Genomic DNA, 20,072 nt, shown 5'->3' with positions numbered 1-20,072 from the left:
ATGTCTATCGAAAATGGTTTTATTAAACATGTGGTTGCAACTAAAAAAAGAATTAATGAATGGCCGGAATGGAAAAAAAATATGTTAGGAGGAGATGATTTATCTTCCAAGTCAATTAAAGTATTAAATAATCTTGTTTTACAAGAAGATAAAAAGAATGAAGAACAATAAATAAACAATGAAAAAAGAGCTTCGGCAGAGGCTCTTTTTTATTTATAAATCAAAGTGTATCTTCACTAATTTTATTAAATATGAAGTTACTTTACCACTGGAGCATTGCGCGTCTATTTTCTAAATATTGTGCGTGATTGTATGTTCCACGAATAGAATTTTTATCAACATGTGCTAATTGTATCTCAATCCAAGCACTGTCAGACCCTTGTTCATGCAATATTGTCGACATTGTATGTCTAAATCCATAACCTGTAGCACGGCCTTTGTAACCAAGTAACTCAATCACTTGTGAAACACTTTCTTTCGAGATCGGTTTGTTACGGTTGTTCCTGCCAATAAAGATGTAAGGGTAATGACCGGTAATTGCTTTGAGCTGTTTAAAAAGGTCAACTACCTGAGTAGATAAAGGAACAATGTGAGGCCTACGCATTTTCATACGTTCCGCTGGTATCTCCCAAACCCCCTTATCCAAATCAACCTCTTCCTACGTAGCAAAACGCATCTCCTGCGTTCTGACACTAGTAAGCATAACTATCTTAGTTGCATTTTTGGTGATGATGCTGCCGGTATATGCCTCCAAATCCCGAATGAAATGAGGCAGCTCTTCGGCAGATAGAAAAGGATGGTGTTTTTGCTTTGGTACGGCCAGAGCGATGGCTAAATCAGGCGCGGGGTTGTATTCAGCCCGGCCAGTTATAATAGCATAGCGATATACTTCGCCACATCTTTGGCGCACTTTTCTGGTTTTTTCCAAAGCTCCGCGCTTCTCAATTCGCTGCAATACTTCAAGCAGTTCTAACGGCTTGATTTCTCTGATAGGGCGTTTACCAATGAACGGGAACACATCTTGCTCGAATGTCTTAATGATTTCTTCGCGATAGGCCACTTTCCAGCGGTCAGCTTTGTTGGCGTGCCATCTCGACATATGGCTTCGAATGAGTTCTCTGTTGAGATTTGCTGTGCCAGCTTTTGGGCTTTACGTTCTTCTACTGGGTCTATGCCGTTTGCTACCTGCTTACGAGCGGTATCGCGTTTCTCACGTGCTTCTGCGAGGCTCACAAGGTCGTAGCTGCCAAATGACATTAGCCGTGCTTTACCGGCAAAGCGAAAGCGGAAGCGCCAGCCCTTTGAGCCGTCTGGATTGATGAGTAAACATGCCTTGTCCATCGTTCAATGTGTAGGGCTTGTCTTAGGGCTTTGCTCGTTTAATTTGTATGTCTGTTAGTGGCATGTGTATAAGCCAAAAATGTTTATGAAAAAATCTATACGCATAGCTATACATATTTCTTATGGATTTAAGGAGATCTTGCCGGACTGCTACGGATGATTAATCCACTATTGCGATTGAAAATAAAGGGTCTTTGAGACTTTCTCGGATGGGTGAGGAAAAACTTTTGGCGGAAGATCACAGGAGTCGAACCTGCCCGGGAACGCTGGCGTCCCCAACTGGATTTGAAGTCCAGCCACCTCACCGGAGATGACGATCTTCCGCGCCTGCATTGCTACATGGAGGCGGGGCGCATTATAGCTACTTTCAGACATTTACCACATACCCCGACACACTTTTTTCACCTCTCTTTTGACCTGAACACCCCCATTTCAGTTAATTCTTAAGAAAATCCTCAGGTTAGCATTTCGTGCTCCGCGACATTTACCCCGATCACAAAAAACAAGAAACGTAATTTGCTAACCAGAAAACGCAATACTCGCTCCTGAAACAATGGTTTAAAACCTCTGTAACCGGTCTCAGTGCCCGTATCGCCACACGGCAGGCATCTGGCGGCCAGCAAAGGATTACAGAACCAGGAGGACGAAAGTATGAAAATCAGTGATGGAAACTGGCTTATTCAACCCGGCCTGACCGTGACGTATCCGGTCCAGGTGTTCGATGTGGAGCAGCAGGGCAATGACCTGGTGGTGTATGTGGCACCGCGCGACGTACGCGAACGCGCGTGGCAGCTCGATACGTTGATGTTCACCGTCCGGCTCTTCGCACCGCAGGAAGGGATTGTCGGGGTGCGCATAGAGCACTTCCAGGGGGCGCAGGACAAAGGCCCGCACTATCCGCTCAACGTGCTGAAGGATGTAAGGGTCGAGACGGTAAATAACGCCGAATACGCCGAGCTGAAAAGCGGAAATCTCAGCGTGCGCGTCACCAAAGGCGAATTCTGGGCGCTCGATTTTCTGCGTAACGGCCAGCGGATCACCGGCAGTGAACTGAAAAACAACGGCTACGTGCAGGACAGCAACACGAATCGCAACTATCTGTTCGAACGTCTGGATCTGGGCGTCGGGGAAACAGTTTATGGCCTCGGTGAGCGCTTTACCGCCCTGGTGCGTAACGGTCAGCGGGTCGATACCTGGAACCGCGACGGCGGTACCAGCACCGAGCAGTCCTACAAAAACATTCCGTTCTATCTCACCAACCGCGGCTACGGCGTGCTGGTCAACCATCCGGAAAATGTGTCGTTTGAAATCGGCTCGGAGAAGGTCTCCAAAGTACAGTTCAGCGTCGAGGGCGAATATCTGGAGTATTTTGTGATCGACGGCCCGACGCCGAAAGCGGTCCTGGACCGCTACACGCAGTTCACCGGACGGCCGGCGCTGCCGCCAGCGTGGTCCTTCGGCCTGTGGCTCACCACCTCGTTTACCACTAACTACGACGAAGCGACGGTGAACAGCTTCATCGACGGCATGGCCGAACGCGACCTGCCGCTGCACGTCTTCCATTTTGACTGCTTCTGGATGAAGGCCTTCCAGTGGTGTGATTTTGAGTGGGACCCGGTGACCTTCCCGGATCCAGAAGGGATGATCCGCCGCCTGAAAGAGAAAGGGCTGAAGGTCTGCGTGTGGATCAACCCGTACATCGGCCAGAAATCGCCGGTGTTTAACGAGCTGAAAGAGAAGGGCTATCTGCTGAAGCGCCCGGATTGCAGCGTGTGGCAGTGGGACAAATGGCAGCCCGGGCTGGCGATTTACGACTTCACTAATCCGGACGCGTGCCGGTGGTACGCCGACAAGCTGAAGGGCCTGGTGGAGATTGGCGTGGACTGCTTCAAAACCGATTTCGGCGAGCGTATCCCGACGGATGTGCAGTGGTTTGACGGTTCCGATCCGCAGAAGATGCACAACCATTACGCCTTCATCTATAACGCGCTGGTGTGGAACGTGCTGAAAGAGACGGTAGGCGAGGAGGAGGCGGTGCTGTTTGCGCGCTCGGCGTCCGTCGGCGCACAGCAGTTCCCGGTGCACTGGGGCGGCGACTGCTATGCCAACTATGAATCCATGGCGGAAAGCCTGCGCGGCGGCCTGTCGATTGGTCTGTCCGGCTTCGGGTTCTGGAGCCACGATATCGGCGGTTTCGAAAACACCGCCCCGGCGCACGTCTACAAACGCTGGTGCGCGTTCGGGCTGTTCTCCAGCCACAGCCGCCTGCATGGCAGCAAATCCTACCGGGTGCCGTGGGCGTACGATGATGAGTCCTGTGACGTGGTGCGTCACTTTACGCAGCTGAAATGCCAGCTGATGCCGTACCTCTATCGTCAGGCGGCACTGGCACGGGAGTGCGGCACGCCGATGCTGCGGGCGATGATGCTGGAGTTCCCGGACGATCCGGCGTGTGACTATCTCGACCGTCAGTACATGCTGGGGGATGCCTTGATGGTAGCACCGGTGTTCTCCGAGGCGGGTGAGGTGCAGTTTTACCTGCCGGAAGGTCGCTGGACGCACTTGTGGCACAACGATGAGGTTCAGGGCTGTCGCTGGCATAAGCAGCAGCACGATTTCATGAGCCTGCCGGTTTATGTGCGCGACAATACCCTGCTGGCGCTGGGTAACAACAAGCACAAACCGGACTACGCCTGGAATGAGGGCACGGCCTTCCAGCTGTTTAACCTGGATGAGGGCGCAACAGCGGCGAGTGAAGTGCCTGCGGCTGACGGTTCGGTGGTATTTACGCTGAAGGCGTCACGCAAGGGCGACACCGTGACCCTTACCGGCGAGGGTGACGCGCGGAACTGGTCGGTATGCTTGCGCAACGTGCAGAAGGTGACTGGTGTGAAAGGTGGCTCATACGCGGGCAGCGAGTGGGGCGTGGTGGTGAACGCGGAGGGGGATGAGGTGGTGGTTCACCTTTAATTCCCCTCACCCTAACCCTCTCCCCAAAGGGGCGAGGGAATGGTTTGCTCCCTCTCCCTTTCAGGGAGAGGGCTGGGGTGAGGGTGGTGTTGAAACCACGCCACCCGTCATGGTCTGCTGAACCTGCTGTTTATCCATATTTACCGCGCTCAGCTTGCCATTTACCGTTGGCTTCAGCGGGGCATTCGCCTGCACACTCCCGCTGGCAGTCAGCTGAATATTGCCGTCGCCGCTCACCGGCAGCGCGGGCCAGCCCCACTGCTGCAGGATGTTGAGCGGCACGCCGCGCCCGTTCAGGCTCACCGTGGTCTGTCGTTGCGCAAGCTGAGAAACCGTCGCGGTGGCCTCCAGAATGCCTTTCTCGGTAAAGGCGCTCAGATCGGTGATATTGACCGTGGCGGCGTTAGCGTTCAGTGCCAGCGACGGGCGTCGCACGTCCACGCGGTTAAAAGTGGCTGCCGCGCCGTTTAGCGTGGCGCTGCCGCCCCATACGCCCCATTTGTGGTCCTGCGCCAGCTGCAGGTTAGCCCCATAGCCATCAAGAGAGGTGATCTGCCACGGGAACGCGGGATCAATATCGATCACCAGGTTGCGGCTCAGGCCGAATTTCTTCAGCGTCACGCTGTTCAGCCATTCCGGCAGCGGATCCATCCACAGCGTTTTCCAGTTCTGCGGCAGGGTGTACTCCAGCCCGGCGACGGCGACATCGTCCAGTACCAGCGCTTTACCGTCGCGCAGCCAGTTGCCGGAGGTGCGCACCATGCCCCCTTCCCAGCGGGAGGTGAACTGGCGCAGCGCCACGCCCTGCGGAGAGAATTCCGCATTCAGGATCGGGTCGAACAGATGCAGCGAGCCGTAAATAAATTCGCTGGCATTCATGGATATACGCCCGTCCTGGCTCTGCCAGTCTCCTTTGCTCAGCGTCAGGTTGCGCAGGCTGAGATCCAAATCGGTTACGGCCCAGTCTGGCCCCTGCAGGCGCGCATCGGTGACTTCCAGGCGGCCAATCTGCAAGGAGGGGATGGTATTGAGCGGCGCGAAGAAATCCAGCAGCGATTTATCGCTCTGCAGGCGGATCTCGTTCAGGCGCATGGTGTCGATGACCCAGCTTCCGTCGGCGTTGCGCAGGGCGGAGCCGGTAAGCGAGCCGCGCGCCATATCGGCACCGATGGTGTTCAGCACCACCTCCTTGCCGTTCAGCTGGCCCTGGATCAGCACGTTAGTGGCCGGTACCCCGTTCAGGGTGAGCGAACCCGCGCTCATCTGGATCTGCGCATTTTTGCCCAGCACGTTACCCGCTTCTGGCTGCCACGGACTGACACCGCCCGTCACTTTTTGCGCGCTTAAATCCCACTCCGTGTTGGGGCTGTTGAAGGCCATGTTGTTCAGCTGCAGACGGTCTGCCTGGAAGGGCATCGGCGCGGTCTGCGGAGAGAGGTTCAGCGTGCCATCGACCAGGGTGATGGTGTCCATATGCAGTGGATCGGTGAGCTGTCGGCTGCCAAGACCAATATCGACTTTTTTAGCCACCAGCGTGGCGGGCTGACCGTCGCGGCCAAAGGTGACGTTTTCCAGAAGGATGTGGGAAGGCGACGAAAAGCGGTGGTCCATCAGGTCGAAACTGAGTTCGTAATCGGTGTTCACCGTTACCCAACTGCTGACCTGTGACGCACCCCAGCGGGTCTGAAGCAGAAAATAGAGTGCCAGCAGCACAAGGAGCAGGGCTACCAGAAGATAGACGAGCAGCTTTCCAATAAATTTCATGGTCTTCCTTCCCGCGAAACGTACATAAAGGAGTTATGCACGATTTATGCGCAATGCTCAAGGCGGGAATGGTGTAAAGAGATGTCACGGCAGGCATTGACAGCCTGCCGTGAGGACAATCAGTTTTTCTCTGGCGGGAAAACGAGGTTCAGTACGATAGCGGTGATACCGCCAGCGGCGATGCCGGAAGAGAGCAGGTTTTTCACCCAGTCCGGGGCAAACTGCAGGATCAGCGGCTGCTGAGAAACGCCCAGACCCACGGCCAGCGACAGGGCAATAATCATGATCGCGCGGCGGTTCAGTGGCTCGCGGGAGACGATTCGCACGCCCGAGGCCGCGATAGTACCGAACATCACCAGCGTTGCTCCGCCCAGAACCGGCTCAGGGATGTGCTGCACAAAGCCACTCACGGCCGGGAACAGGCCAAGGACAATCAGCATCAGCGCCACCACAAACCCGACATAACGGCTGGCCACGCCGGTCAGCTGGATCACGCCGTTGTTCTGCCCGAAGCAGGAGTTCGGGAATGTATTAAACACGGCAGAGACAAAGGAGTTCAGACCGTTTGCCAGCACGCCGCCTTTCAGACGCTTCATGTACAGCGGGCCGGACACCGGCTGCTCCGAGACGTCGGAGGTGGCGGTGATATCGCCGATGGTCTCCAGGGAGGTGATCATAAAGACCAGCATCAGCGGCAGCAGCAGACCCCAGTCAATGCCCAGGCCGTAGTACAGTGGAGTAGGAACGGTGATCAGCGCGCTGTTGGTCGGCGCGGTGTTTTCCGGCAACATGCCCAGCGCCCACGCCAGCAGGTAACCGGCCGCCATGGCGATCACCAGCGAGGCCACGCGCAGGTACGGGTTACGCTGACGGTTGAGCAGAATAATGATGGCCAGCACCACGCCAGCCAGCAGCAGGTTTTTTGGTGCGCCAAAGGTGTGGTCGCTCATTGCGGCATAACCCCCACCGATGGAGGTCAGCCCCACCTGAATCAGCGACAGACCGATAATCATCACCACCACGCCCGAGACCAGCGGGGTGATTACGCGGCGAGCCAGATGCAGAACACGGGAGATCACCATCTCCGTGCAGCTGGCCAGCATCAGCGTGCCGAACAGCGCCGCCATCATGGTCGGGACATCCGCCCCGCCGGTTTTTAACGCCGTACCGCCCATTATCAGCGGTGCCACAAAGTTAAAACTGGTACCCTGAATCGACAGCAAGCCAGACCCCACCGGACCCCAGGCTTTAATTTGAATAATTGAGGCCACGCCGGAGGCGAAGAGGGACATGCTGATGATGTGCTGCGTATCCTGAGCCGGTAAACCCAGCGCCTGGCAGATCAACAGCGCCGGGGTGATCACCGCAACAAACATGGCCAGAAGGTGCTGGCAGGCAGCGAAGAGCGTCTGCGGAAGCGGTGGGCGGTCTTCAAGACGGTAAATCAGTTCGCTATTTTGCTTCTGCGCAATCGGTTGCGCATCAGGAGACTCTATGCTGTTAACGGACATCGACGGTAATCCCACGGTGGAAAAGCGGGCATTTTATCTGACCACCTGGTAAAAGCAAACGATTGCCAGCAAAAAAAAGAGAGAAAATCTGCCGGTATGAGCAGGTTTTCTACAACGTGGAGGAAAAAAAAATTACACTTTTCGCGCCGGTAGCTCATGACGAGCATAAGCCGGCCCAGGATAACGCCGCGTGTGTATGGAACACGCGCATAACAGGAGCCTCTTATGATTCATCTCGATACGTTGTCGACCCTTGTTGCCGCAACGCTGGTTCTTCTGCTTGGTCGCAAGCTGGTACACAGTGTTTCCTTTCTGAAAAAGTACACCATTCCTGAACCTGTTGCCGGTGGGTTGCTGGTGGCGCTGGCCCTGCTGGTGTTGAAAAAAAGCATGGGCTGGGAAATCGATTTTGATATGTCCCTCAAAGATCCGCTGATGCTGGCCTTCTTTGCCACTATCGGCCTGAACGCCAACCTGGCGAGCCTGCGCTCGGGCGGTAAGGTGCTGGGCGTGTTTCTGATTGTCGTGGTTGGTCTGCTGTTGATGCAAAACGCCATCGGCATCGGTATGGCGTCTCTGCTGGGGCTGGATCCGCTGATGGGTCTGCTGGCTGGCTCCATCACTCTGTCCGGCGGGCACGGTACCGGGGCGGCGTGGAGTAAGCTGTTTATCGAGCGCTATGGCTTTGAAAACGCAACGGAAGTGGCGATGGCCTGCGCGACCTTTGGTCTGGTGCTTGGCGGTCTGATTGGCGGCCCGGTAGCGCGCTACCTGGTGAAGCACTCCACCACGCCAGACGGCAGACCGGACGATGAACTGGTCCCCACCGCGTTCGAAAAGCCGGACGTTGGCCGCACCATCACCTCGCTGGTGATGATTGAAACCATCGCCATGATCGCCATCTGTCTGACGCTGGGTAAAGTGGTTGCGCAATGGCTGGCGGGCACGGCCTTTGAACTGCCGACCTTTGTTTGTGTGCTGTTTATCGGGGTGATCCTGAGCAATGGTCTGGCCCTGATGGGCTTCTATCGCGTGTTTGAACGTGCGGTCTCGGTGCTGGGTAACGTCTGCCTGTCGCTGTTCCTGGCGATGGCCCTGATGAGCCTTAAGCTGTGGGAGCTGGCGTCGCTGGCGCTGCCGATGGTAGCCATTCTGGCGGTGCAGGCGCTGTTTATGGCGCTCTATGCCATGTTCGTTACCTGGCGCATGATGGGCAAAAACTACGATGCCGCGGTGCTGGCGGCGGGGCACTGTGGGTTTGGTCTGGGTGCCACGCCAACGGCAATCGCCAATATGCAGGCAATCACCGAGCGTTTCGGGCCTTCGCACATGGCGTTTCTGGTGGTACCGATGGTTGGGGCATTCTTTATTGATATCGTCAACGCGCTGGTGATCAAGCTGTACCTGATGCTGCCGATGTTCGCCTGAGATCAGGCGTTGGAGTAGCGCTCAGTTTCCGGCATCCAGCGCTCAATTAACGCTGCCGCCTGTTCGGGGTAGCGTTCATGAATATGGCGGGCAAGGCGCTGAACTTCAGGGATCATGGCCTGATCCCGCAGCAAATCTGCCACTTTGAATTCAGCGTTCCCGGTCTGACGTGTGCCCAGGAGCTCGCCCGGGCCACGGATCTCCAGGTCTTTTTGCGCAATGACGAATCCGTCGTTGCTGTCACGCAGTACCTGCAAACGCATCTGCGCGGTTTTTGAGAGCGGGGCTTTGTAGAGCAGAACGCAGTGTGAAGCCACCGCACCACGGCCCACACGACCACGTAGCTGGTGCAACTGCGCAAGCCCCAGACGTTCCGGGTTTTCGATGATCATCAGGCTGGAGTTTGGCACATCCACGCCCACTTCAATCACCGTTGTGGCGACCAGCAAATGCAGCTCGCCCTGTTTGAAGGATTGCATGACGGCCTGTTTTTCTGCGGGCTTCATGCGACCGTGCACCAGGCCCACCTTCAGTTCCGGTAGCGCCAGCTTCAGCTCTTCCCACGTTGCTTCTGCGGCCTGCGCTTCAAGCAGGTCAGACTCCTCAATCAGCGTGCAGACCCAGTACGCCTGACGTCCTTCATGGGTGCAGGCGTTGCGCACGCGATCGATGATGTCGCTGCGGCGGGTATCCGGGATGGCCACCGTCGTGACCGGCGTACGGCCCGGCGGCAGTTCGTCAATGGTGGAGGTGTCCAGATCGGCGTAGGCGGTCATCGCCAGGGTTCGCGGAATAGGCGTGGCGGTCATGATCAGCTGGTGCGGATGGAAGCCCTGCTGTAGCCCCTTTTCCCACAACGCCAGGCGCTGATGCACGCCAAAGCGGTGCTGTTCGTCGATGATCACCAGCGCGAGGCCGTTAAACTGCACCTGCTCCTGGAAGATGGCATGGGTGCCAACAATCATCTGCACCTCACCGCGAGCGATGGCGTCCTGTTGCGCAAGACGCGCTTTGCCCTTTTGTTTTCCGGCAAGCCAGCCAACCTCAATGCCCAGCGGGGCGAACCAGGCGCGGAAGTTATTCGCGTGCTGCTCCGCCAGCAGTTCCGTCGGCGCCATCAGCGCCACCTGCTTGCCGTGGGCAATGGCGCGCAGGGCTGCCAGGGCGGCAACCAGCGTTTTACCAGAGCCTACATCGCCCTGCACCAGGCGCATCATGGGCACATCAAGCGCCATATCGCGTTCGATCTCGGCGGTGACGCGCGCCTGGGCACCGGTAGGTTTAAACGGCAGGGAGGCCAGCAGCTTATCCTTGAGCTCATCACGCGGGCTTAAGGGCTGGGCATGGAAACGCTGCGCACCGGCGCGCAGCGCCAGCATGCTCAGGTTATGCGCCAGTAATTCCTCAAGGATAAGACGCCGTTGGGCAGGGTGTTTGCCGCTTTCTAAATCGCTGAGCTGCAGCGTGGGCGGCGGGCGATGCAGCGTACGCAGCGCTTCCGGCAGGCTCATCATTCCCTGCGCCAGCTCAGGCGGTAGCAGTTCGGTTATGGCGCAGGTATCGAGTAACTCCAGTGCCTGGTCGGTGAGCTTACGCAGCGTCGCCTGCTTGATACCTTCCGTTGTCGGGTAGACCGGGGTGAGCGTCTCCTGCAGCTCCGGCGTGCTGAGATCGCCCTGCACGCGGTACTCCGGGTGGATCATCTCTGCGCCATATTTCCCGCGTTTGGCTTCGCCATATGCCAGCACCCGGCGGCCCGTCGCAAAGCTGTTTTTCATCGCCGCGTTGAAGTTGAAAAAGCGCATGGTGAGAATGCCGGTGCCGTCGCTGATTTGACAGGTCATCATCCGGCGGCCGCCAAAGGTGATGTTGCAGTTCAGCACCTCGCCCTCAACGGTGGCGTAAATCGCGGGCAGCAGATCGCCAATCTTATAAAGTTGCGTGCGGTCTTCATAACGCAGGGGGAGGTGGAGCAGGAGATCCTGCACGGTGTGCAGGCCAATTTTGCCCAGTTTACTGCTTTGTGCCGCGCCCACGCCCGTCAGACTATTGAGCGGGATGGCATCCAGCAGGCGGCCTTTCATCGGTTACCCTGCGTACTGCATGGTGGCCCACCACCCGGCATCGGCTTCAATTTCGCCCTGCGCGTTGACGTGGGGGTAAGGCAATTTTTTCTGCTTCGCAACACGAGCCAGCACCGGATAACCGCCTTCAAACAGCAGGCGCTGCTGTTCGTCTTCCGGCAGCATGCTGTTGCTGCGCTCGTACATCCCGGCGTTCTGACGCTGGCGCTGGGCTTCATACAGAATGAGCGCGGAGGCCACAGAGACATTCAGGGACTGCACCATGCCGATCATGGGGATGATGATGTCCTGATCCGCCAGATCCAGCGCTTCCTGAGTGATCCCGGTTTTCTCCTGACCCATCAAAATACAGGTCGGGCGGGTGTAGTCGATCTCGCGGAAATCGACCGCTTTGGCAGACAGGTTGGTGGCAAGAATCTGCATACCGCGACCTTTCAGGTGCGATACGGCTTCGCCGATGGTCTGATGGGTTTTGACGGACACCCAGCTGTTACTGCCTGCGGCTGTCGACGCCATGGTGCGCATGCGGGCACCGGGCCAGACGGCGTGCACTTCATGCACGCCGACGGCATCTGCGGTACGGACAATGGCAGAAACGTTATGAGGTTTATGGACCTGCTCCATGCAGACCGTCAGATCAGGCTGACGCCTGGCGAGCATTTCGCAGATACGTGCATAACGTTGTGCATTCATAAAACTAGTTTCGGTTTCGGGTGACTTTAATGACGTCCGGCATGACGCGGATCTTGCGCATAATATTTGCCAGATGCACGCGGTCGCGGGCGGTCAGACGAATAAAGGCGCTGTACACGCGGCCATCTTTTTCTTCCGTGTTCAGGCTCTGAATGTTGGAAGAGGCGGTGTTGATCGCTGCCGTCAGGTTCGCCAGGGCACCCTGGTGGTTGAACATATCCACCTTAATTTCGGTGATAAATTCCTGCGCCGTCTCTTTATCCCACTCGACCGCCATAAACTTCTCCGCCTCTTTTTGATAGCCGCGGATGTTACGACAGGATTCATGGTGGATAACCAGCCCTTTACCCGGGCTGACGTGCGCAATAATCGGATCGCCAGGAATTGGACGGCAACACTTCGCAAAGGTGATAAGCACCCCGTCCGCGCCTTTGATCGGCAGATGCGCGTGGCCGGATGCGCCAGGTGCGGAAGGGATTGCTTCGCCCTGCTGCAGGTTTTTGGCCACCACGACGCTCATCGCGTTACCCAGACCAATTTCAGCCAGCAGATCGTCCAGAGAGGTGAGCTTCATCCGGTCGAGTTCACGCTGGATATGTTCTGGTGGGATTTCAGCCAGCTTACGGCTGCCACCCAACGCGTGGTTGAGCAGACGACGCCCCAGGCTGACGGAGTCATCACGCTTGAGGTTCTTCAGCAGCTGGCGGATTTTGGCGCGGGCTTTGGAGCTCACAACAAAGTTCAGCCAGGCCGCGTTTGGACGTGCGCCCGGAGCGGTGATGATTTCGACTGTCTGGCCGCTGGCGAGCGGTTGAGACAGCGGATAAGGCTGTCTGTCTACGCGTGCGCCTACGCAGGCGTGGCCGATATCAGTATGCACGGCATACGCGAAGTCGACCGGGGTCGCGCCCGCAGGCAGTTCGACAATACGCCCTTCAGGCGTGAAAACGTAAATCTCATCCGGGAAGAGATCGGATTTTACGCTCTCGATAAATTCAAACGAGCTACCCGCACTCTGCTGCAGCTCCAGCAGGCTCTGCATCCAGCGCTGGGCGCGGATTTGTGCCGTGGTGCTGCTTTCACCACCGTGCTCTTTATAGGCCCAGTGTGCGGCGACACCCATCTCCGCCATCTGGTCCATGTCTTCGGTGCGGATCTGCACTTCAACAGGGACGCCGTGCGGGCCGATCATCGAGGTATGCAAAGATTGATAGCCGTTCGCTTTTGGTATGGCGATGTAATCTTTCATGCGCCCTGGACGCGGCTTGTAGAGGCTGTGCATCTGCCCCAGCACGCGATAGCAGGTGTCGGCATCGTGGACGATCACGCGGAACGCGTAAATATCCATGATCGAGTGAAAACGCTGCTCTTTGAGCACCATTTTGCAGTAAATAGAGTACAGGTGTTTTTCGCGACCGCTCACGCGGCAGGGAATGCCCGCTTCCTGTAAACGTCCTTCAATTTCCGAGAGGATCTTTTGAATCATCTCTTTACGGTTACCGCGGGCGGCTTTCACCACCTCTTTAATGACGCGATAGCGGTTCGGGTACAACGCTTCAAAACCCAGCTCTTCCAGCTCGGTTTTAATGTGATGGATACCTAAACGGTGCGCCAGCGGACTGTAGATTTCGAGGGTTTCACGGGCAATGCGGCGACGTTTGTCCGGGCGGAGTGAGCCCAGCGTGCGCATGTTGTGGGTACGGTCAGCGAGTTTGATGAGAATGACGCGGATATCCTGCACCATCGCCATAATCATCTTGCGAAAGTTTTCGGCTTGAGCCTCTTTCTTGTCGCGGAAGTTCAGTTTATCAAGCTTGGACACCCCTTCCACCAGTTCGGCAACGCTTTTGCCAAACAGCTGTTCCATATCCTGGTAAGTGGCAGGGGTATCTTCGATCACGTCGTGCAGCAGAGCGGCCATCAGCGTTTCATAGTCGAGTTTCATCTCGGCCAGAATGCAGGCCACCGCTACCGGGTGCGTGATATAGGGTTCACCGCTTGAACGTGTCTGGCCCTCGTGAGCGTCACGTGCAACGAGATAAGCCTGCTGAAGACGCTTAATCTGGTCTTCAGGCAGGTAGGTTTGAATCAGTTGATTCAGGCTTTCAAACAGATACAAGGGCGACCCGCAGGTTTAATTAACGACGACCTTCAGCAATGGCGGTTACGGCCTGCAGTTCTGCGGCTTCCTGCTCTTGCTGCTCCTGGCGCTCACGTACGTCGAGGATCTGGTTGTTGATCAGACCTTCTTCGATTTCGCGAAGTGCAATAACGGTGGTTTTATCGTTTTCTTCCGGTACCAGCGGATCTTTTCCGCCTACCTGCATCTGACGAGCGCGACGCGCGGCGACCAGCACCAGGTCAAAACGGTTACCAATTTTCTCTACAGCGTCCTGAACAGTTACGCGTGCCATACTTAAAATGCTCCACAGGTGAAGAAATGACTGGGCATAATACTGAAAGTGGGTTCAGTCTGCCAACAGTTTGGTGATTAATGCGTCATGTCGCTGCTTCTGGCGGCTCATACGCAGACGTTCTGCGCGAAGGATGGTTTTGAGATCGCTCAGTGCGGCATCAAAATCATCATTCACAATAAGGTAATCATATTCGGCGTAATGGCTCATTTCTGCAACTGCCTGTTCCATACGCTTTGCAATGACCTCTTCGCTGTCCTGACCGCGGCCACGCAGGCGGCGATCCAGCTCATCTTTCGACGGCGGTAAAATAAAGATACTGCGCGAATCAGGCATTTTCTTGCGAATTTGCTGTGCGCCCTGCCAGTCGATATCCAGGAACACATTCACGCCGGTTGCCAGAACCTGCTCAATGGTTTCACGCGAAGTACCGTAGTAGTTCCCGAATACTTCTGCGTGTTCAAGAAACGCATCTCGGCCAATCATCGCTTTAAATTCGTCGTGATCGACAAAGAAATAGTGTTCACCGTGCACTTCACCCGGACGCGGTTTACGCGTGGTGTGTGAAACAGAAACCTGAGTGTCATACAACGGTTGGGTTTTTAACAGTGCCTGAATAAGGCTGGATTTACCCGCGCCACTAGGGGCAGAAACAATATAAAGCGTGCCTTGAGCCATGAGAGTCTTTTGTATGTGTTAACGAAGAAGTCCTACATACGGGCTTATTATACACGTCGCCGCTGTGTGACGTAGCCTTTGTCACACTTTTTCCCCTGGATTATTGCATTTTGCGTGTCGTTTTCAGGTTTTACCTGTGTTTTGCAGCAACATAAATTCACTCTGGATAGCGCCTCGCAAAGCGCAATGTTGCCATTAGCGTAGTTTTCGTCGCCGGGTTATACCTCCAGCAACGTAAAGGAGGGGTAGCGATGTGGCGATGGATAAGCGGCTTCATGCTGTTGTGGTGTGGTTCTGCGGCGGCGGTGTGCCCGGTGTGGTCTCAGGCGAGGGCGGAGAAAGAGATTGCGACGTTAAGTGCGCAAATCAAACGCTGGGATGACGCCTACTGGCAGCAGGGTATCAGCGAAGTGAACGATGAAGTGTATGACCAGCTCAACGGGCGGTTAAAACAGTGGCAGCACTGTTTTGGGCATGCATCACCTGACGCAGCACTTCCCGCCTTGACGGGACGTATCAAACACCCCGTCGCCCATACAGGGGTTCATAAGGTGAGCAGTAAAGAAGAGCTTGGCCAGTGGATGCATGCCCGGCGCAATCTCTGGATGCAACCCAAAGTTGACGGTGTAGCGGTAACGCTGGTGTATCGGGGGGGAACATTGGCTCAGGCCATTAGCCGTGGCGATGGGCTAAAAGGTGAAGACTGGACATCGCAGGTGCGTTTAATACCGTCGGTGCCACAACACCTTTCCGGCGCGCTGGCGAACAGCGTGTTACAGGGAGAGCTTTTTTGGCAGCGTGAAAACCACATTCAGCAGCAGATGGGCGGAATGAATGCACGCGCAAAAGTCGCAGGTGCGATGATGCGCCAGCAGGATAACGCGTTTTTGAGAGAGGTTGGGGTATTCATCTGGGCCTGGCCAGACGGGCCAAAAGAGATGAAAACCGCACTGGCGGAACTGTCTGACGCGGGGTTTACCCTGACGGCGCGCTATACCTTGCCCGTAGAGCATATTGAGGCCGTCGAAAAGCAGCGCTCAGAGTGGCACACCGCAGCATTACCCTTTGCCACGGACGGCATTGTGGTTCGCTCGGCGGATGAACTGCCGGGTGAAAACTGGCTGCCTGGAGAGGGCAGTTGGGTTGTTGCATGGAAATATCCCCCTGTCGCGCAGGTTGCTGAAGTACGGGATATTCACTTCACTGTGGGCCGAACGGGGAAAATTGCCGTTGTGGCGGGGCTGGAGCCAGTACGGCTGGATGATAAACAGGTGCAGCGGGTTAGCCTCGGGTCCGTTGGCCGCTGGCAAAGGCTGGATATCGCGCCGGGCGATCAGATCCAGGTAAGCCTGGCCGGGCAGGGGATCCCCCGATTCGACAAAGTCGTCTGGCGAGGGACCGACCGGCAAAAACCAGAACCTCCAGTCCCGCAGTACCATTCTCTCAGCTGTTTTTACGCTTCACCGGAATGTATGGAGCAGTTCTTTGCCCGGCTGACGTGGCTCAGTTCTAAGCAGGGGCTGGATATTGCCGGTTTAGGCGAGTCAGGCTGGCGGTCGCTCTGGCAGGCACATCGCTTTGAACATATTTTCTCATGGCTGTTGTTAACCCAGGCGCAGCTGCAAACCACGCCGGGGTTTTCGGCTGCACGCGGACTGGCGCTCTGGCATCAGTTTAATCTGGTGCGCGAGCGTCCTTTTATTCGTTGGATCATGGCGATGGGTGTTCCGCTGGCTCAGGCGACTCTGAAAGCCGCCGGAGAGCTATCATGGCAGACCATGCACCAGCGTAGCGCTATGGACTGGCAGACCTTGCCGGGGACCGGAGAGGAGAAAGCGCTGCAAATCGTTAACTGGCTCCACGCGCCGGAGGTGGATGTGCTGGCAAAGTGGCTGGCTGAACAGCACATCAAGGGATTCTGAAATTAGTGAGCGCTGTGTTTGTAGTGAAACACCGGCAGGCCGAGCTTCAGTCGCAACGCCAGCATGCGGGCCGTAAAGCCGAACAGCAGCGTGGAGATGACCACCACATCATGGTTCGAAACATAATGCTGCAGGGCAATATAGAGCACCGCTGCGGCGAAGGAGATGCCGGCATATAGCTCTTTTTGAAAGACCAGAGGAATACGTTTGCAAAACATATCGCGCAGCACGCCTCCAAACACCCCGGTCACCACGGCGGCAATGGTGGCGATAACTGGCCCTTCGCCCATATCGAGTGCGATTTGTGCGCCAATGATGGAAAAGACAATCAGCCCGAGCGCATCAAGCACCAAAAACAGGCGACGCAGATGGGTCATAACGGGCGCGACAATGGTGGTTACTACGGCGGCGGTCGCCACAATAATCACGTACTCGGGGTTTTTCACCCAGCCCAGCGGGTAATGGCCCAGCAGAATATCGCGCACGGAACCGCCGCCCAGCGCGGTCGCTGTGGCAATAATGATCACGCCGAAGGTATCCATTCGGCGACGACCGGCTGCAAGCGCACCAGTCATGGCTTCTGCAGTAATGCCAATGAGATAAAGAGTGTGAAGCAGCATATAACCTCCGGTGTGAAGCCGGGAAGGTTAACGTTTTGTGCGCACGATCACGATTGAGATTTTCTAAAGTGAGCGGGTTTGCCCTATAAAATTTTATCTACCCATAGTGGAGAAGTTTGATTGATGGCGGCAAATCGAGAAAAGACGGGTAAAAATGGATTAGAAATAGTAATGGGTGACGTCGGTCGACGCCACCCGAATAGTATTACTCAATATTCTGGATCTGCTCGCGCATCTGCTCAATCAGTACCTTGAGCTCAATGGCGGAATTCGTTACGTCGGCATTGATTGATTTAGACGCCAGGGTATTCGACTCGCGGTTGAATTCCTGCATCATAAAGTCGAGACGACGACCAACGGCTTCTTTCTTCTTCAGAATGTTGTAGGTCTCTTTAACGTGTGCTTCCAGACGGTCCAGCTCTTCGGCCACGTCAACGCGCTGCGCCATCAGCACCAGCTCTTGTTCCAGACGGTTATTTTCCAGCTGAACTTCCGCTTCTTCCAGTTTGGCAACCAGACGCTCGCGCTGCCACTGCAGCACTTCCGGCATATGGGTACGTACTTTTGCCACTTCGGCGCTGACGCCTTCAAGGCGCTGTTCAATCATCGCTTTCAGTGCCTGGCCTTCGGTTTCGCGAGCAACGATAAAGTCATCGAGCGTGCTGTCGAGGGCGGCAAGGATTTCAGCGGCAATTGCATCCAGATCCTGCTCTCCGGCAGCCATAACGCCAGGCCAGCGCAGAATATCAACCGGATTAATTTCGCCTTCGTCGCTTTGCATTTTGACCCAATTCGCCGCATTGACGAGCTGTTTTGCCAGTTTTTCGTTGAGGATCAGTTCGCCCTGCGCGCTGGCATCCGGCTCAAAACGCAGGTTACATTCCACTTTGCCGCGCGTCAGACGCGTACGGATACGCTCACGCACCACAGGCTCAAGGCTGCGGAACTGCTCCGGCATACGGAAATAGGTTTCCAGATAGCGCTGGTTTACCGAACGCATTTCCCAGGTAGCGCTACCCCAGCTACCCTTGATTTCACGCCGGGCGTAGGCGGTCATACTGCGGATCATAGATATTCCCGTTTTTAAAGGAGAGATGGGGGGATTATAGCTTTCAGGGGCTTCTCAGGATAGGAATAAGCGTCCTTTATCCGTATAATGCGCAGCCACATTCGTTTCAAGCCGGAGAATTCATCATGCGTCCAGCAGGTCGTAGCGCCAATCAGGTGCGTCCCGTCACCCTGACCCGTAACTATACAAAACACGCTGAAGGCTCCGTTCTGGTTGAGTTTGGTGACACCAAAGTGCTGTGCACGGCTTCCATTGAAGAAGGCGTTCCGCGCTTCCTGAAAGGTCAGGGCCAGGGCTGGATCACGGCTGAATACGGCATGCTGCCGCGTGCAACGCATACCCGTAATGCCCGTGAAGCGGCAAAGGGTAAGCAGGGCGGCCGTACCATGGAAATTCAGCGCCTCATCGCGCGTGCGCTGCGCGCCGCTGTTGATCTGAAAACGCTGGGCGAATTCACCATTACCCTGGACTGCGACGTCATTCAGGCTGACGGTGGCACGCGTACCGCATCGATTACCGGTGCCTGTGTGGCGCTGGCGGATGCCCTGAATAAACTGGTTGCGGCCGGTAAGCTGAAAACAAACCCAATGAAAGGGATGGTTGCCGCGGTGTCCGTCGGTATCGTTAACGGTGAAGCGCTTTGCGATCTGGAATACGTAGAAGACTCCGCTGCCGAAACTGACATGAACGTGGTGATGACCGAAGACGGACGTATCATCGAGGTGCAGGGCACCGCAGAAGGCGAACCGTTTACCCACGAAGAACTTCTCACCTTGCTGGCTCTGGCCCGAGGGGGAATTGAATCTATTGTAACGACGCAGAAAGCGGCGTTAGAAAATTGATTTTAAAGGCGACCAATGAGTCGCCTTTTTTTTGCCTGTAAGACAGAAAAGACAAAGGAGCGAATCCATGAAACCGTATCAGCGCCAGTTTATTGAGTTTGCGCTTAACAAGCAGGTCCTCAAGTTTGGCGAGTTTACGCTGAAATCCGGGCGCAAGAGTCCCTATTTCTTCAATGCCGGGCTGTTCAATACCGGGCGCGATCTGGCGCTGTTAGGCCGTTTCTATGCCGAAGCTCTGGTGGATTCAGGGATTGATTTCGACCTGCTGTTTGGCCCGGCCTATAAGGGCATTCCGATTGCGACCACCACCGCGGTTGCGCTGGCAGAACACCATGACCGCGACGTGCCGTACTGCTTTAACCGTAAAGAGGCCAAAACCCACGGTGAAGGCGGCAACCTGGTCGGCAGCCCACTGCAGGGGCGCGTGATGCTGGTGGACGACGTCATCACCGCGGGTACCGCCATTCGCGAATCCATGGAGATTATCCAGGCCAACGGCGCGACGCTGGCTGGCGTGTTGATTTCTCTGGACCGTCAGGAACGGGGTCGTGGTGAAATCTCGGCCATTCAGGAAGTTGAACGTGATTACAGCTGCAAAGTGACGTCAATCATCAACCTGAAAGACCTGATTGCGTATCTGGAAGAGAAGCCAGAGATGGCGGATCATCTGGCTGCGGTGCGGGCATATCGCGAAGAGTTTGGCGTGTAACGGAATCGCCCGGTGGCGCGTCGCTTG

15 protein-coding genes, 1 tRNA gene and 1 pseudogene are annotated in these 20,072 nt (G+C 55.9%); 6 read left to right on the top strand and 11 right to left on the bottom strand.

The window, feature by feature from the left end:
- Window positions 1-171, top strand: a complete 171-nt coding sequence (locus tag AC2FAK_RS19265; RefSeq protein ID WP_023621957.1) for a hypothetical protein — start codon at window positions 1-3, stop codon at window positions 169-171.
- A gap of 91 nt (window positions 172-262) precedes the next feature.
- Here the strand turns inward: AC2FAK_RS19265 and AC2FAK_RS19260 are convergent.
- Window positions 263-1,348 (bottom strand): annotated as a pseudogene (locus AC2FAK_RS19260) (tyrosine-type recombinase/integrase).
- 221 nt (window positions 1,349-1,569) lie between these two features.
- Window positions 1,570-1,664 (bottom strand) — tRNA-Sec (locus AC2FAK_RS19255).
- A 328-nt stretch (window positions 1,665-1,992) separates the two neighbouring features.
- Here AC2FAK_RS19255 and yicI point away from each other — a divergent pair.
- Entirely contained in the window at window positions 1,993-4,311 is a 2,319-nt protein-coding gene (gene yicI / locus AC2FAK_RS19250; RefSeq protein ID WP_095455529.1) for an alpha-xylosidase, read from the top strand.
- A gap of 60 nt (window positions 4,312-4,371) precedes the next feature.
- Here the strand turns inward: yicI and AC2FAK_RS19245 are convergent, their stop codons facing one another.
- Window positions 4,372-6,075 (bottom strand): AsmA family protein, encoded by a 1,704-nt coding sequence (locus tag AC2FAK_RS19245; RefSeq protein WP_095455530.1) that lies wholly within the window; start codon window positions 6,073-6,075, stop codon window positions 4,372-4,374.
- 119 nt (window positions 6,076-6,194) lie between these two features.
- Window positions 6,195-7,586: a xanthine/proton symporter XanP gene (gene xanP / locus AC2FAK_RS19240; protein WP_014830139.1), complete on the bottom strand. Its 1,392-nt coding sequence runs from the start codon at window positions 7,584-7,586 to the stop codon at window positions 6,195-6,197.
- A gap of 225 nt (window positions 7,587-7,811) precedes the next feature.
- Here xanP and gltS point away from each other — a divergent pair, with 225 nt between their 5' ends.
- A complete protein-coding gene (gene gltS, locus AC2FAK_RS19235) occupies window positions 7,812-9,014 on the top strand; it encodes a sodium/glutamate symporter (protein WP_013094878.1) in 1,203 nt (400 codons plus the stop codon).
- Window positions 9,015-9,016: 2 nt separating this feature from the next.
- Here gltS and recG read toward each other — a convergent pair whose 3' ends face one another.
- The 5 genes from recG to gmk are packed head-to-tail and all read right to left on the bottom strand — an operon-like array spanning window position 9,017 to window position 14,883.
- On the bottom strand, window positions 9,017-11,098 hold the full coding sequence (gene recG / locus AC2FAK_RS19230) for an ATP-dependent DNA helicase RecG (protein WP_205742475.1): 2,082 nt from the start codon (window positions 11,096-11,098) through the stop codon (window positions 9,017-9,019).
- Window positions 11,099-11,101: 3 nt separating this feature from the next.
- Window positions 11,102-11,791 (bottom strand): tRNA (guanosine(18)-2'-O)-methyltransferase TrmH, encoded by a 690-nt coding sequence (gene trmH / locus AC2FAK_RS19225; RefSeq protein ID WP_020686483.1) that lies wholly within the window; start codon window positions 11,789-11,791, stop codon window positions 11,102-11,104.
- A 4-nt stretch (window positions 11,792-11,795) separates the two neighbouring features.
- A complete protein-coding gene (spoT, locus tag AC2FAK_RS19220; RefSeq protein ID WP_013094882.1) occupies window positions 11,796-13,910 on the bottom strand; it encodes a bifunctional GTP diphosphokinase/guanosine-3',5'-bis pyrophosphate 3'-pyrophosphohydrolase in 2,115 nt (704 codons plus the stop codon).
- A gap of 19 nt (window positions 13,911-13,929) precedes the next feature.
- Window positions 13,930-14,205: a DNA-directed RNA polymerase subunit omega gene (gene rpoZ / locus AC2FAK_RS19215; protein ID WP_000135058.1), complete on the bottom strand. Its 276-nt coding sequence runs from the start codon at window positions 14,203-14,205 to the stop codon at window positions 13,930-13,932.
- A gap of 54 nt (window positions 14,206-14,259) precedes the next feature.
- Window positions 14,260-14,883, bottom strand: a complete 624-nt coding sequence (gene gmk / locus AC2FAK_RS19210; protein ID WP_013094883.1) for a guanylate kinase — start codon at window positions 14,881-14,883, stop codon at window positions 14,260-14,262.
- A gap of 251 nt (window positions 14,884-15,134) precedes the next feature.
- Between gmk and ligB the strand changes: the two genes are divergently transcribed.
- Window positions 15,135-16,805 carry an NAD-dependent DNA ligase LigB gene (gene ligB / locus AC2FAK_RS19205; protein WP_095455531.1) on the top strand — a complete coding sequence of 557 codons (1,671 nt, stop codon included), beginning with the start codon at window positions 15,135-15,137 and terminating at the stop codon, window positions 16,803-16,805.
- A gap of 2 nt (window positions 16,806-16,807) precedes the next feature.
- On the opposite strand, the gene AC2FAK_RS19200 is transcribed toward ligB, so the two are convergent.
- Together AC2FAK_RS19200 and AC2FAK_RS19195 are read right to left on the bottom strand one after the other, a co-directional pair.
- Window positions 16,808-17,425, bottom strand: coding sequence for a trimeric intracellular cation channel family protein (locus AC2FAK_RS19200; RefSeq protein WP_013094886.1), 618 nt, complete (start codon window positions 17,423-17,425; stop codon window positions 16,808-16,810).
- A 205-nt stretch (window positions 17,426-17,630) separates the two neighbouring features.
- Window positions 17,631-18,494, bottom strand: a complete 864-nt coding sequence (locus tag AC2FAK_RS19195; RefSeq protein ID WP_013094887.1) for a YicC/YloC family endoribonuclease — start codon at window positions 18,492-18,494, stop codon at window positions 17,631-17,633.
- Between the two features lie 125 nt (window positions 18,495-18,619).
- On the opposite strand from AC2FAK_RS19195, the gene rph reads away from it, so the two are divergent.
- Together rph and pyrE are read left to right on the top strand one after the other, a co-directional pair.
- Window positions 18,620-19,336 (top strand): ribonuclease PH, encoded by a 717-nt coding sequence (gene rph / locus AC2FAK_RS19190; RefSeq protein WP_013094888.1) that lies wholly within the window; start codon window positions 18,620-18,622, stop codon window positions 19,334-19,336.
- A 67-nt stretch (window positions 19,337-19,403) separates the two neighbouring features.
- Window positions 19,404-20,045, top strand: coding sequence for an orotate phosphoribosyltransferase (gene pyrE, locus AC2FAK_RS19185; protein ID WP_013094889.1), 642 nt, complete (start codon window positions 19,404-19,406; stop codon window positions 20,043-20,045).
- Window positions 20,046-20,072: the final 27 nt, after the last annotated feature.

The sequence above is a fragment of the Enterobacter cloacae complex sp. 394F7 genome (genome assembly GCF_057320385.1).
The sequence above is the reverse complement of the archived record's forward strand: the minus strand, read 5'-3'. Positions and strand labels throughout refer to the sequence as shown.